The sequence below is a fragment of the Delftia sp. PE138 genome, assembly GCF_018320755.1.
GTDB classification, from domain to species: domain Bacteria; phylum Pseudomonadota; class Gammaproteobacteria; order Burkholderiales; family Burkholderiaceae_C; genus Comamonas; species Comamonas tsuruhatensis.
Window position 1 is genome coordinate 978967 of record NZ_JABEPN010000001.1, and the last position, 13465, is coordinate 992431.

The window sequence follows — 13465 nt, forward strand, 5'->3', positions numbered from 1 at the left end:
CCCGCCTTCCCCCTAAATCACTCACGGAGCAGCAGGCCTTGTCCTCTTCCCAGAACTGGTCCCTGCTGCAATGGCAGGAGAACGAGGCCACGCAGGCAGCGCTGTGGCGCGCGGACAGCACCATGACCGCACCGCGCCGCATCGTCATCGCCGACGACAGCCTGTCTGCCGACAGCGCCTACCGCCTGGCCTGCGAAGGCCAGGCGATGCTGTGGCGTGGCGATTTCCAGAATGCCAGGCAATTGCTGTCGGCGCTGGGCCGCCGCCTGGACAAGCCTGCACGTGAGACGTCCGCCAAGGCTCGCCATCGGCGGGCCGGCAAGGAAGACGCCCAGCCTGTCTTTCCCCATGCCTTCCACCTGCACCGCCAGGCGCTGGCGCAGCGGGCACGCATTCTGTCCAGCGTGATGATCGAGCTCGATGCCAGCTGGCATTGCGCCCTGCGCCGCGCCCCGGACTGGAGCGAGGCCTGCCGTGAGGCCTGGGGCGACATTCCCGCCGATCAGGGTGCGCGCAGCGTCATCGTTCCCTTGCGTGAACTGCTGGGCGCGCTGGGCGCGCATGAGTGGCGCAAGAAGGGCGTGGCCCTGGCTGTGCCGGGCATGCCGGAGTTCAGCATTCATCCGCACTACGGCGTGTTCTCCCCGGTGCGCGGCGAGTACCTGGATCTGGTGGCGCAGGCGCCCCTGCCGGCCGCAGCCCAGCAGGCCGATGCCGCGGTCTGGGATATCGGCACGGGCACGGGTGTGCTTTCCGCTCTCTTGCTGCACCGTGGCGTGCGGCAGGTGGTGGCCACCGATCTGAGCGACCGGGCCCTGGCCTGTGCGCAGGACAACCTGCAGCGACTGGGATTGGCGCAGCGCGTGAGCCTGCTCAAGGCAGACCTGTTCCCCGAAGGCCGGGCCGCCCTGGTGGTCTGCAATCCACCGTGGTTGCCGGGCAAGGCCAGCTCCCTGCTGGAGCAGGCCGTCTACGACGAAGGCAGCCGCATGCTGCGCGGCTTTGTGCAAGGCCTTGCAGCGCATCTGCTGCCGGGCGGCGAAGGCTGGCTGATCCTGTCGGATCTGGCCGAGCATCTGCAACTGCGCTCGCGCGAGCAATTGCTGGAGTGGATCGAGGCCGCTGGCCTGCAGGTCCTGGGCCGAGAGGACATCCGCCCGCGCCATGGGAAGGCTGCGGACGCTGCCGATCCGCTGCACGCCGCACGCGCTGCCGAAGTCACCTCGCTGTGGCGCCTGGCGCCTCGCTGATCGCCGGCACCCACGCTTTCATCCCGGTCAGGCGCCTTGCGCTGCCATTGACTCGTTTGCCTGCTGGGGCAGCAGATGCTGCAGCCGCTCGCGCAGCGCATCCGCGCGCTCGTTGCCGGCATGCTCCTGCACGGTCTGCAGCAGCTGCAAGGCGGCGGCCTGCAGAGCCGCCAGGTCGCGCGCTTCGCGCAGCAGATGGCGCAGCACCTGGGCCTTGTCCTCATGGCGGTTGGCGAACATGCGCTCGCACAGGTCGAACAGATACATGCGTGTGCCGGCCAGATTCAGCGTGGCGGCAGGGCCTGGTGAAGAGGGTTCCCTGGCAGCGGCTGGCGCCATCGCGGGGCCCTGCGGCTGGGGCGATGTTTCGATGGCATTGCCGGCCAGGCGCTGAAGATGGCCGCTGTCTATCAGCTGCTGTACCAGCTCCCTGGCCTGGGCACCCAGCACCTGCTGCAGCTGCTCCTCGGTGCGGCCATCGGCCATCAGCAGCACCGAGCGCTCGCGCAGCGGCAGGCTGCGCCGGCCGGGCTGCAGCTCTTCAAGGGCCTTGGCGGTTTTTTGCAGCAGCATGGTTGGGGCAGGGGAGTCCGACAAGCCCCGATTGCACGTTACATGAATGACCGTGGCGTGAAAAAGCCATGACAACTGGTCCGGTGCAACTTGCTGCGGCAAGGGCACAATCGCCTGCCGCCGCCTTGATGAGGGGCGATTCGAAGGGGCAGGCGGCCAATACGGGCCGCAGGAATATTGTTTGATCTGTAACAGGAAGACGGGGCTGCAGGCCCCGGAACACAGCTGATGAGACTGTTGCTGGCGCCCATGGAGGGCTTGCTTGATTTCGTGCTGCGCGATGTGCTCACGCGCGTGGGCGGTGCGGACCGCTGCGTCTCTGAGTTCATCCGCGTCACGGGGACGCTGCTGCCCGACAAGGTATTCCTGCGCACCATGCCGGAATTGAACAATGGCAGCCGGACGCTGGCGGGGGTGCCCGTGCGGGCCCAGTTGCTGGGATCGGACCCGGACAGCATGGCGGCCAACGCGGCCAATCTGGCGCGCCTGGGGCCGGAGGGCATCGACCTGAACTTCGGCTGCCCGGCCAAGGTGGTCAACCGCCACGGCGGCGGCGCTGCGCTGCTGCAGGACCCGGAACAGATTGCGCGCGTGGTGGGCGCCGTGCGTGCCGCCGTGCCAGCGGCCATGCCCGTGTCGGCCAAGATGCGGCTGGGCTTCAACGACACCGCCCTGATGACCGAATGCGCCCAGGCCATGCAGGCCGGCGGTGCCTGCGAAATCGTCGTTCATGCCCGCACCAAGCTCGATGGCTACCGCCCGCCCGCCTACTGGGAGATGATCCCGCGCATCCGCGAATCCGTGACCGTGCCCGTGGTGGCCAACGGCGAGATATGGACGGTGCAGGAGGCGCTGCGCTGCCGCGAGCAATCGGGTTGCAGCGACCTGATGCTGGGGCGGGGAATCGTTGCCGACCCGGGCCTGGCGCTGGCCATTCGCGCCGCCGTTGAAGGTGAGCAGACCCCGGCCGCCGAGGTGTGCTGGAGCGACCTCGTGCCCCAGGTTCAGCGCTTCTGGGACATGGTCTGCGAGGACTTGGAGCCGCGCCAGCGCGCAGGCCGTCTCAAGCAATGGCTGAACCTGCTGCGCCGCCGCTTTCCCGAGGCCGAGCAGGCCTATCAGGAGGTGCGCACCCAGACCGATCAGCGCGAGATCACCCTCTGGGTCCAGGCGCTGGCTCGGCGCCAGGAGTGGGCGGGGTTGTGGCGCTGTCGCCCGCCTACAGCAGGTGGTCCGGCGCCAGCGGGCCCAGGAGCTTGAGCATCAGGCGCAGGCCCCAGCTGGCATCGGGCTCGCTGTGCTCGTCGGCGCGGTCGCTGTCTTCCGAGGCCCGCCAGACCAGTCCTCCATCCTTGTCGATCTCCACGCGCCAGCTGCCGTCCTGCAGGCCCTCGTCAATACTTTGCGTGGCCAGCCTGCCGAACTCGCGGCTGGCGATGAGCAGGGCGATCTCGGTGTTCTGCAGTTGCGAGCGCAGGTCCAGATTCATCGAGCCGACTGCCACCAGGTGACCATCCACCACCAGCAGCTTGGAGTGCAGCATGGCGCGCGAGGCACCCGTGGCGCCTGAAGGACCGCCACCGCCACTGCTGCCCGAGCCAAACGCAGAGCGGACACTGGCCGCCGTGCTGCGCATCTCGTAGAGTTCAACGCCCATCTCCAGCAGCGCCTTGCGGTGGCGCGCATAGCCGGCATGGGCCAGGGGCGCGTCATTGGAGGCCAGTGAATTGGTCAGGATGCGCACGCGCACCCCGCGTTGCCGCGCGCCGCGAAACGCCTCCATCATGTCCGGACCGGGCACGAAATAGGGCGAGACCACCAGCAGATCGCGCCGCGTCTTGCGGACCAGGGCCAGCAGGCCGTCCACTACCGAATCGGCCTCCAGCACTGGGCGCGCCGCCTGGCGCAAGGCCGGAGTTGGCTGGCCCATGGGCAGCGTGCCAGCAGGCTTGGCCTGCGGGCTGTTCGGGGCGGGTGTGGCTGGCGCAGACGCGTCCGCACTGGTGCTCGGGCTGTCATCCCTGTCCAGCGGGATCTTGGCCGGCTGGTCCACCAGCACGGCGGCCGAGGCCCAGGTCCATGGCGCCTTGCGCAAATCCATGGGCTGCTGGTCCCAGATGATGCGGCTGTGTTCGGCGGCCTGCTCAGCCGTCTTTGCCTCTTTGGCGGCAACGGCAGGCGTAGGGTCCTCGTCCTGCGCCTGATCGCCATCATCGGCAAAGCGCTCGCGCAGCTGCTTGAGCTCCTTGAGACTGATGAGCGACTGAACCGGATAGGCGCGCGGGTTGTTCCAATAGCTGTCGAAGCTGCGTGACAGATCGCCGACCACCGGCCCCGCAGCCAGCACGTCGAGGTCCACGAAATTGCTGGCGCTGTCCGCGTCGAAATACGCATCGCCCAGATTGCGCCCCCCGATCACGCCCATGGCGTTGTCGGCAATGAAGAGCTTGTTGTGCATGCGCTGCTGCGCCCGCTGGAAATCCGTCAACAGCGTATAGGCCCGCCCCAGCACGGAACTGCGTGCGCCCGCCAGCGGGTTGAACATGCGCATCTCTATGCCCGGCACAAAGGCCAGCCGCATGACCTGCGCATTCGCACCCGTGCTGTGGAAGTCGTCCAGCAACACCCGTACCCGCACGCCACGCCGCGCCGCCTCCACCACGCCGCGCAGCAGGCGCTGCGTGCTCTCGTCGGCATGGATGGCGTAGTACTGCAGGTCCAGCGTCTGCTGCGCACCCTCGACCAGGGCCAGCCGTGCGCCGTAGGCGGCCTGGGCGCCGGACAGGAGGGTGAAGGCGGAGGTGGACTGTTTTGCGCCCGTTTCGGCACGTTGCAGCTCCAGCAAGCGGCCTAAAGGCGTTGACTGAGGGGGCGCGACCAGCGCATGGGTCACGGGTCTTTCCACGTCGTTCGGCAGCCCCGCGCATCCTGTGGATGCCAGAAGTGCAAGCAATGCCATGCCCATGAGCGACTTGCGCAACCGGTTCAAGGGTAAGGACGAGTCGCTCATGGTGATGAAGGCTGGGGAATAGTCTGTAAGGGGACGGCGCCTGTGGATTTTTGCATGTTTCATCTGTTGCAGATGTGGCCGAAAACGCGTCAAGCCTGCCAGACCAGTCTGGCGCCAAGACAGGCGGTGGCCTGTGCCCGCTGAACGGTCCGCTGCGCTGCGAAGTGGAAAGTAATAATCAAAATATGTCTTTTTGCAAGCTTCTGTTACCGCCGCCAACGCAGGCAAAAGGCTTCACCTTGATCGAGTTGATGGTGACGCTAAGCATTGCCGCTGTGCTGGCGATGCTGGCAGCACCTTCCATTGGCGACTACATCGTCAAAAGCAAGATGAACGGCGTGGGTGGAGAGTTCTCGGGGAGCATCCTTCGGGCCAGGAATGAATCTGTAAGCCGCAACACCTGCGTCACCATGTGCATGAGCAGCAAGGCGGGCGATGCGGCACCTGTCTGCACGACTACGGGCAGTGACTGGCAGGTCGGCTGGATTGCCTTTTTGAATACCAGTTGCGATGCCTCTGCTACCAAGCCTGCTGTGGATGGTGATTTGATCTTCGCGCGGGTGGCCAACGGCAGCGACGTACTTCTTTCTGCCGCAGGCACTAAGCCGCTCAGAACCATCATGTTCAACTCATCCGGCTCTCCGTCCTTGCCGAGCTCTTCCCAGTTTGGCTTGTTCTATCAGGACAAAGACAGTGCCTACACCAAGAGATACGGCTCCAATATCTGCATAGATGCCCAGGGGCGTTCCAGGAGCATCCCGGGCAACAAGTCCTGCTGAGGGCCAAGAATGAAATTTGCTCATTCAATGACGCGCCGCACCGATGAAGGCGTGACTCTGATCGAGATGATGGTCGCGCTGATCATTCTGTCTATTGGCCTGCTGGGCTTGGCGGGGCTGCAGGCTGCCACGACGAAGTACCGAATCACCACCATGTCCCGCACAGCAGGGACCGGTCTTGTGTTCGATCTGTCCGAACGCATTCGCATCAACGCCGATGCCGCAGGCCCGAGCTTCATGCAGGAGGGCAGTAGCACGACCTCTCTGTACACGATTACCGCGGACTGGGCCACGCAGCAAAAGAACAGCAACTTTACCGTGACCAAGAATTGCAATTCCGCGGCCTGCAGTTCCAGTGAACGTGCCACCTTTGATCTACTGAGTTGGCGTCAGAAAGTTCGCGAAAGCATGCCGCAGGGATCCGCCATGCTTTCGGGCAACAAGCGTGACGGTATTGCCGTGACCCTCATGTGGTTCGACAAGGAGTTCACCGACGGCAGCTCGGATGCCACATTGCAGAAGGCACCCACCTGCAATGCCGACCAGAGCGGCATGGCTCGGCAGACCTGTTGTCCGGCAGAGGCCAAGGCGGTCGAAGGGGTGCGCTGCTCCCGTTTTTCTTTCGTGCCCTGAGCTATGAAAACGCACATCCAGCCACAGCGTGGCATGACTCTTGTGGAGCTGATGGTGGCACTGGCCATCAGCATGGTCATCATTCTTGCCGCCGTTTTTGTGTACATGGCATCAGTGGATTCCCAGCGCGCCCAGGACCGCAGTACTGTCAGCACCGAGACGGGGGCATTTGCCATGCAGATGATGGGGCGCGCAATTATGAATGCCGGCTTTTATCCGGCGCCAGCGTTGCCCATCCCGGTGGATGTAAGCCAGACCGGTATGTATGACACCTATCCGCCCATCCCTGCTGCTTCGCGGGTGTCTACCGATTGGGCGGATCCGGCCAGCGGCTGGCCTCCCACCGCCTTTCAGACCGGGATCTATGGCTGCGATGGTGCAAAGCTTGACGTTGCCACCAGCCTCTGCGGGACGGAGACCGCCAATGACCCTGATACCCTCGTGATCAACTACTTCACCAGCGATTCGATGGGAGGTGCAACGGGTTCGCGTTTCGATTGCACGGGTCGGGACGTGGCTTCCGACCCCAGCAACAGCGAGCGCAACAAGGACGCCGAGGGCGTGACCATCGCTGATGGAAAGCCTCCACGCCTGCCCCTGTTCGGCTCCAACCGCTATGCGCTCAGCGCAGGCACTGTATACGTGGGACAGACCGAAGTGAACACCAAGAGCCTGGTTTGCAGCGGCAATGGCAAAAGTCCGCATGGCACCGCTGACAGCACCGCCTATCAGCCGCTGCTGGCGGGCATCGAGGACCTGCAATTCACCTATGGCGTGTATTCGTCGGAGCAGACGCTTTCCCCGGACCGCTTCTATACGGCTGCACAGGTCAATGGCCTGTCGAATGCCAGCATCAATGGTGTCACCATGACGGGCTGGCAGCGTGTTGTCTCCATCCGGGTCTGCATTCTTACCAAGACGCTCAATGGAAAAACCCGAATCGCGGACAAGTCTGGCAGTGAACGGAAGTATGTGGATTGCCAGGAAGTGGAAAAAAGCCAGCCGACAGGAGAGACCTATACCCGGCTTGTCCAGGTTTTCGGCGCCCGCAATGGCCTGAAGCAAAGTTACTAGGTCGCGTGATCATGTCGTCGCAACAAAAAATCAATCATCAACGTGGCGTGGCGCTGGTTGTCGTGATGCTGCTGCTGGTTGCCATCACGGGCATCACACTGTGGATGGTCAAGCAATCGACCCTGTCCGAGGGGTTGGCACGCAATCAGCAGGATCAGGAGGCTGCACGCCAGGCGGCCGAATCGGCATTGCGGGACGCGGAGCGGGACATCCTGAATGTCGAGACCGCGTTGCGCACCAATGCCTCCTGCTCTCGTGGAGTTCAGGAGCTCAATCCCAACGACTTTTCTTCCACCTGCAAGGGCGGGCTTTGCTACATGGCTGATGCCAGCTATACGACCACGGACTGGGCTGCCGCCGCCAAGGACAACGCCACAGTTGCCGAGCCCTGGTGGCCTACCGGAAAAGGGGGGCTGTGGAATGACGATTTTGACTCCAAGCCCAGTCGAACACCGGTCAAGGCAACCAACTGCAATTTTACGGGAGGCGTGCCGCTTGGAACATATACAGGCGTTGCAGCCATTACGGGTGTGGCCGTGCAGCCCGAGTACCTGATAGAGATTTTCCGCAGAAAGCATGTACGGATGAATCTTGATGAAACCCTGGTCACATCGCGGGGCGAGAACGCAAATCAGTGGTCGTATATGTACAGGATTACAGCCCGTGGCTTTGGCTACTCGCAACGCACGCAGGTGGTGCTCCAGACCATCTACTTTCCTTGAGGTGAGGGAAAAATGAATACAAGAAAATCATTGTTGGCCTTTGTGGGTGGCTTGGTGGCTGCGTTCGCCTGCACTGCCGTTGGCGCGAGTCCGCTGGAAGTGTCCAGGCCACGTCAAGGCGTTCCGCCGAACATCGTCACATCGGCCAACAAGCCGATGATCATGCTGACGGCTTCGAAGGACCACACCTTGTTCGGGCCGGTTTACACGGACTTTGAAGACCTCGATGGCGATGGAGTGATCGACACCACATTCAAGCCCGACTTCAAGTACTACGGCTATTTCGATGCCACGAAGTGCTATGCCTATGAAAGCGGCATCTTCGTGCCCAAGGTGCTTGCAACCAAAACAGAGGTCACCACCGGGTCCGTCAAATCCACCAAGTTCAGTTGCCCGGCAACGCAGTCGTACTGGAGCGGCAATTTCCTCAACTGGGCGACGATGACGCGCCTGGATACCGTGCGCAAGATGCTTTATGGAGGTTTTCGCAGCGAGGACAAGAACGAATCCACGGTGCTGATGGGCTCCAGGCTGGTGCAGGATGCGCACTCCTTCGTCAAATACTACCGTGGCACGGATATCCGTGACTACACGCCATTCTCGACCACTGATCTGATAAAAACGACGGGCGCCAATGCCAATGTTTATGCAGGCCTGAGCATGTGTGTCACGGGCAGCAGTGAAAATCCTGCCTTGTCGGAACCCAATATCCGGCTGGTCAAGGGCAATGTCAGATTCTGGTCCACCGTGGAGGTCAAGCTCTGCCGCTGGAGAGATGACACGGACAACTACAACCTGGGCACCTTTGGCCCCAAGCTGGCGCGCTTTTATTCCGATACAGACAAGGGCAACGGTGGGGTCAAGCATGAAGAGAAGATTCCTTCGAAGACTGCGGACGGAGCCACCTATTCCGGCGTAGGCCCTGACCTGACGGTGAAGGTGAAGGCCTGTGTTCCCAGCCTGCTGGGCGATGAGCGTTGCCAGGCCTATCCGGCGGACTCCACATCCAACTACAAGCCTTATGGCCTGTTGCAGGAGTTCGGCTATCCGAGCACCAGCAACGCTGCGGCGCGCGTGGAATTCGGCCTGATCACGGGCAGCTACGACAACAACCATACGGCGGGTGCATTGCGCAAGAACATCCGCGATCTGGACGACGAGATCAACCGCACCACCGGTGTCTTCTGCCACAGCGAATCCTCGAAATGTGCAAAGAAGCTGGACGACCTTCGAGAAACGGGCAAGGGTGCCATAAAGACCTTCGACTCCATCATCCTGTTCGGACGCAATGGCACCTCGTATGGAAACGGCAAGACGCCCAGCAATTCTCCCGACGGGGATTTGCCGGCCTGGGGCAACCCCATAGGCGAGATGGTGGTGCAGGCCCTGCAGTACTACGCCTACAACGGCAGCAGTCCTACGCCCAACAATCCGTCATCCAGCAACAACGACACGACGGCGGGCATGCCCGTGGCGACATGGGCCGACCCGCTGGCCACGACGGATGCGCGTGCAAAATATGGCAATGCCATCTGCAGGCCCCTCAATATCCTTGCGTTCTCGTCCAATGCGCTGAGTTTTGACGGCCAGGCAGGAACGGCCTTTGGCACCTTGTCGAATACCACTGGAAATCTGGATTCCTACGTCAACAAGATCGGGGATGCCGAAGGGCTGACAGGCACATCGCGCTCCGTAGGCTCGGTGGGCGGCAAGGGGCTGACAGCGGCGGACGACAAGAATGCCTGCTCAGCCAAGACCGTGGGCACGCTGTCGGACGTCAATGGCATCTGTCCCGAAGCGCCCGCTATGGGCGGAACCTACCAGGTGGCAGGCGCCGCGCTCTATGGCAACACCGCCAAGATTCGCACTATCTCCAATCCGCCCTCGGATCTGGGCACGGTGGAGAACGCACTCAAGGTCCGGACCATGGCCGCCTCGCTGACCGGTGGCTCTCCGCGAATCGACGTACTGATCCCTGGCAGCAATCCCAAGAAATATGTCTATATCACGCCTGAGAGCGTGCAGGACGGCGGAAATGTCAGTGCGCCGTTGACCTTTGCCTCCATCAGTTCCGGCGAGTTCTATGGTTCCTTCATCGTCACCTGGAATGACATTCTGATGGGCGGCGACTACGACATGGATATCACCGGCTTCCTGCGCTACGACTTGATTGCAAATGCCAGTTCGCCTTCTGGCTGGGATATCAAAATCACCACCGACATCCCGGGTGTCTGCGGGGGCAGTCCGGGAACCCATGGCTTCAGTATCATTGGGGTGCAAACGGGCGGCAAATCCGCCAATGGGCGATACCTGACCCACCAGCACTACAGCAGTGGCAAGCTCAAGGGCATGCCCGATACCTCCCAGTATCTCTGCGGTGATGACAGCTACCGCAAGCGGCTGATTGGCACCAAGACGTATGACGGCACGGTCTGCAATGTCACCGGCAATGGCACGGTCTCGTTCAGCGACGGCAGCAGCAGCAAATTCTCCGCCTACTGCACGGTCAAGAACGAGGACTATCTGGTGCCCATGACCTTCAACATGGTTGGCGAGACGGATGCACTGATCAAGGACCCGCTGTGGTACGCAGCGAAATACGGCTACTTCCGCTCCAGCGAAAAGCTGTCAAACGGCACCTACAGCACACTGACCATGCCGCCCAACCAGGCCAGTTGGGACAGCCTGAGCAGCGATGGAAACTCTGGCTCGGATGGTGTTCCGGACGGCTACTTTCTCGCACGCCGTCCTGAAATTCTCGAGGCCCAGTTGCGCCGGGTGCTGGATGCCGTGGCGAAGGACTCGAATGCGGCTCCAGCCATTTCGTCCTCTCAGTTCGTGTCAGGCAGCTACAAGTACGTGGCCAAATTCGACAACGCGACCTATTCGGGCGCGCTGGAGGCCTACAAGATCGATGCGGACGGCAATGTCGGCGCCAATTACTCGTGGGAAGCCGGGCTGATGCTCAAGACCGCTGCGGCGGGTGGCACGCGCGCCATCATCACCAACAGCGGCAATGGCAGCAATGCGGGTATCGCCTTGCGCTGGGACTCCCTGACCGACGCATATAAAGAGCAGATGACCACGGCTTCAGCCAACAAGCTCAGCGTGGACAACGCCAAGCTGGCCTTGAACTATGTGCGCGGCGACCAATCTCTGGAGGGCGCCTCCGCTCTGCGCCAGCGTGGCAATAGTCTGCTGGGCTCCATCGTGAACGGCACACCCTGGATACAGGATCGCCCTCAGGCGCTGATTCAGGGCAATGCCGACTACACCAAGTTCTATGGCGACAACCGTAGCCGCAAGAAGCTGCTGTGGGTGGCTGCCAATGACGGCATGCTGCACGCCTTCGATGCGGAAAATGGCAATGAGCTGCTGGCCTATGTGCCGGGGGTGCTGGCCAATCGCCTGCCCGAGCTGCCGCTGCAGCGCGACACCTCCAGTCGCACCAAACTCAACAACGCCAATTTCACACTGGATTCCACCGAGACCTTGCCGCAGGGCACGATCTGGCCCTATGTGGACGGCAATCCTTTTACGGCGGACGTCTTGGTGACATCGGGCTCCAAGTCGGTGTGGCGGTCTTATGTCTTCGCATCGCTGGGTCGCGGTGGACGCGCCGTGTTTGCTCTCGATGCGACCGACCCTTCGAGCTTCTCGGAGTCCAATGCGTCCAGCATCTTCAAATGGCAATTCACGTCGGACGATGATGCGGATCTCGGCTATATCACCGGCGATGTGGGTATCCATACCACCAGCAATCAGGCCACACCCGTGGCGAAGATGAACAACGGCCAGTATGCGCTGCTGCTGGGCAACGGCAACAGGTCTCCCGGTGGCAAGGCGGTGCTCTATATCCTCTACATGGATGGCCCTTCGAGCGGCAGTTGGAGCGGGCGCTATACCAAGATCGTCGCCGATGCTGGCACCGGCAATGGCATGGCCATGCCACGCTGGGAGGACTACAACGGCGACGGTACGGCCGATGTGATCTACGCAGGGGATCTCAAGGGCAATCTGTGGAAGTTCGATGTGTCCAGCACGACGGCAGACAACTGGGGCGTAGCCTACAAATCCACGTCGTCCGCCAACCTTCCCTTGTTCCGAGCCCAGTACACCACGGGCACCGGAGCCTCGGCTGTCACGACGCAACTGCCCATCACAACAGCGCCGCAGACCTTGTTCATGGGGCGTGGCGGCATGCTGGTCACCTTTGGTACTGGCAATGCATTTGAAACCGGGGACTTCCCTGCGACGGGCACCACGCAACGCGTCTATGGCATCTGGGATCGCCCTGGTATGCCCACGTCAAGGGCGTTACCGGCCTGGTCGGGCAGCACGCTGGTGTCCCGTGCATATACGCGCGATAGTGCGGGCAATGTCTACCTATCTTCCGATGGAACGGCGCTGGACTGGTCACAGCACGATGGCTGGTACATCGCCCTGCCTGGCTCGGCCGAGGCCGTGCTCGCCGATCCTTCGCTGGATGCGGGCGTGCTTTCTCTGGTGGGGGTCCGGCCCAAATCGGATTCCAACCAGTGCTCGGATACGCCCAACACGACCCTTTACACTATCGATCCTATTTCCGGACGTGCCGAGCGCAATGTGCAAGGCACGATGGTGGTGAACTCCAAGACGGTCATCATCGCCGGCAAGGACATTGGCGGTGACCAGCGCGTACGCGTGGTGAATGACCGCTCCAAGAAGCCCTTCACCAAAAACTGCAAGGCGGGCGAACCTGGATGTACTTGCACGGGCAGTACCTGCGAGAAGGCCTCACCCACCTGCGGCCCTGGCATGGGTGCCAAGCGTGTGGTGGGCCGCAATGCGGACGCCATCATGTGCTTCAGTTCTTCTCCCCGCATGCAGTGGCGTGATGTCCCCGGCCTGAGGACCAATCAATGAAAAGAGATTCTCGATTGATGGCGGGTTTCACGCTGATCGAACTGATGATTACCGTGGCCATCGTCGCCATCTTGGCCTCTGTGGCCTACCCCTCCTACAAGGAATATGTGGCCAAGAGCCGCAGGTCCGAGGCCAGAACCGTTCTTTCGTCTGCTCAGCAGTGGATGGAACGGTTCTATTCGGAGAATTTCCGCTATGACAAGAACAGCGCTGGAACCGCCGTGACCAATTCTGCGCTGTTCCCTGCATATTTCTCGGTATCTCCCCCCAAGGGGCAGGGCACAGCGGTCTATGACATTTCGGTTGTGGTGACTGAGGATGTGCGGGATGCCTACTCCATCAAGGCCGTGCGAAAGGCATCTGCCGGCATGGCCTCGGATCGCTGCGGCGATTACTACCTGGACCAATATGGCCGCAAGGACTTGAAAGAGTACAGTGACAAGTATTTCGCCAACAAGCAGGCGGCCATGGACTACTGCTGGCGATAGTTGGCAGAGGGCCTAGGCTACCGCTGACCTC

Annotated in this window: 10 protein-coding genes; 8 read left to right on the forward strand and 2 right to left on the reverse strand. The window is 62.0% G+C overall.

The window, feature by feature from the left end:
- The first annotated feature begins 38 nt into the window (after window positions 1-38).
- Complete coding sequence (locus tag HFGMBDPB_RS04430) at window positions 39-1250, forward strand: N5-glutamine methyltransferase family protein (RefSeq protein WP_212644980.1); 1212 nt, start codon at window positions 39-41, stop codon at window positions 1248-1250.
- Window positions 1251-1277: 27 nt separating this feature from the next.
- On the opposite strand, the gene HFGMBDPB_RS04435 is transcribed toward HFGMBDPB_RS04430, so the two are convergent.
- Window positions 1278-1823 (reverse strand): hypothetical protein, encoded by a 546-nt coding sequence (locus HFGMBDPB_RS04435; RefSeq protein WP_212644981.1) that lies wholly within the window; start codon window positions 1821-1823, stop codon window positions 1278-1280.
- A gap of 228 nt (window positions 1824-2051) precedes the next feature.
- On the opposite strand from HFGMBDPB_RS04435, the gene HFGMBDPB_RS04440 reads away from it, so the two are divergent.
- Window positions 2052-3083: a tRNA dihydrouridine synthase gene (locus tag HFGMBDPB_RS04440; protein WP_212644982.1), complete on the forward strand. Its 1032-nt coding sequence runs from the start codon at window positions 2052-2054 to the stop codon at window positions 3081-3083.
- Here HFGMBDPB_RS04440 and HFGMBDPB_RS04445 read toward each other — a convergent pair.
- Window positions 3043-4788, reverse strand: coding sequence for a phospholipase D family protein (locus tag HFGMBDPB_RS04445; RefSeq protein WP_074921126.1), 1746 nt, complete (start codon window positions 4786-4788; stop codon window positions 3043-3045). The two genes, HFGMBDPB_RS04440 and HFGMBDPB_RS04445, sit on opposite strands and share 41 nt — an antisense overlap.
- A 95-nt stretch (window positions 4789-4883) precedes the next feature.
- Between HFGMBDPB_RS04445 and HFGMBDPB_RS04450 the strand changes: the two genes are divergently transcribed.
- From HFGMBDPB_RS04450 to HFGMBDPB_RS04475, 6 genes are read left to right on the forward strand one after another with little or no spacing between them, the layout of a single operon-like run.
- Window positions 4884-5612, forward strand: coding sequence for a GspH/FimT family pseudopilin (locus HFGMBDPB_RS04450; protein WP_249343343.1), 729 nt, complete (start codon window positions 4884-4886; stop codon window positions 5610-5612).
- A gap of 27 nt (window positions 5613-5639) precedes the next feature.
- Window positions 5640-6245 carry a type IV pilus modification protein PilV gene (gene pilV, locus HFGMBDPB_RS04455; protein ID WP_167368397.1) on the forward strand — a complete coding sequence of 202 codons (606 nt, stop codon included), beginning with the start codon at window positions 5640-5642 and terminating at the stop codon, window positions 6243-6245.
- Between the two features lie 3 nt (window positions 6246-6248).
- Window positions 6249-7319 carry a PilW family protein gene (locus HFGMBDPB_RS04460; RefSeq protein WP_212644983.1) on the forward strand — a complete coding sequence of 357 codons (1071 nt, stop codon included), beginning with the start codon at window positions 6249-6251 and terminating at the stop codon, window positions 7317-7319.
- 11 nt (window positions 7320-7330) lie between these two features.
- Window positions 7331-8041, forward strand: coding sequence for a pilus assembly PilX family protein (locus tag HFGMBDPB_RS04465; RefSeq protein WP_083393570.1), 711 nt, complete (start codon window positions 7331-7333; stop codon window positions 8039-8041).
- Window positions 8042-8053: 12 nt separating this feature from the next.
- Window positions 8054-12946: a pilus assembly protein gene (locus tag HFGMBDPB_RS04470; RefSeq protein WP_074921035.1), complete on the forward strand. Its 4893-nt coding sequence runs from the start codon at window positions 8054-8056 to the stop codon at window positions 12944-12946.
- Window positions 12943-13434: a type IV pilin protein gene (locus HFGMBDPB_RS04475; RefSeq protein ID WP_074921034.1), complete on the forward strand. Its 492-nt coding sequence runs from the start codon at window positions 12943-12945 to the stop codon at window positions 13432-13434. The genes HFGMBDPB_RS04470 and HFGMBDPB_RS04475 overlap by 4 nt, the downstream gene beginning before the upstream one ends.
- Window positions 13435-13465: the final 31 nt, after the last annotated feature.

What these genes read in the sequence shown, in the direction of transcription:
- HFGMBDPB_RS04435 (WP_212644981.1), bottom strand. Translation starts at nt 1,823, where the DNA reads ATGCTGCTGCAAAAAACCGCCAAGGCCCTTGAAGAGCTGCAGCCCGGC.
- HFGMBDPB_RS04440 (WP_212644982.1), top strand. Translation starts at nt 2,052, where the DNA reads ATGAGACTGTTGCTGGCGCCCATGGAGGGCTTGCTTGATTTCGTGCTG.
- HFGMBDPB_RS04445 (WP_074921126.1), bottom strand. Translation starts at nt 4,788, where the DNA reads ATGGGCATGGCATTGCTTGCACTTCTGGCATCCACAGGATGCGCGGGG.
- pilV (WP_167368397.1), top strand. Translation starts at nt 5,640, where the DNA reads ATGACGCGCCGCACCGATGAAGGCGTGACTCTGATCGAGATGATGGTC.
- HFGMBDPB_RS04460 (WP_212644983.1), top strand. Translation starts at nt 6,249, where the DNA reads ATGAAAACGCACATCCAGCCACAGCGTGGCATGACTCTTGTGGAGCTG.
- HFGMBDPB_RS04465 (WP_083393570.1), top strand. Translation starts at nt 7,331, where the DNA reads ATGTCGTCGCAACAAAAAATCAATCATCAACGTGGCGTGGCGCTGGTT.
- HFGMBDPB_RS04470 (WP_074921035.1), top strand. Translation starts at nt 8,054, where the DNA reads ATGAATACAAGAAAATCATTGTTGGCCTTTGTGGGTGGCTTGGTGGCT.
- HFGMBDPB_RS04475 (WP_074921034.1), top strand. Translation starts at nt 12,943, where the DNA reads ATGAAAAGAGATTCTCGATTGATGGCGGGTTTCACGCTGATCGAACTG.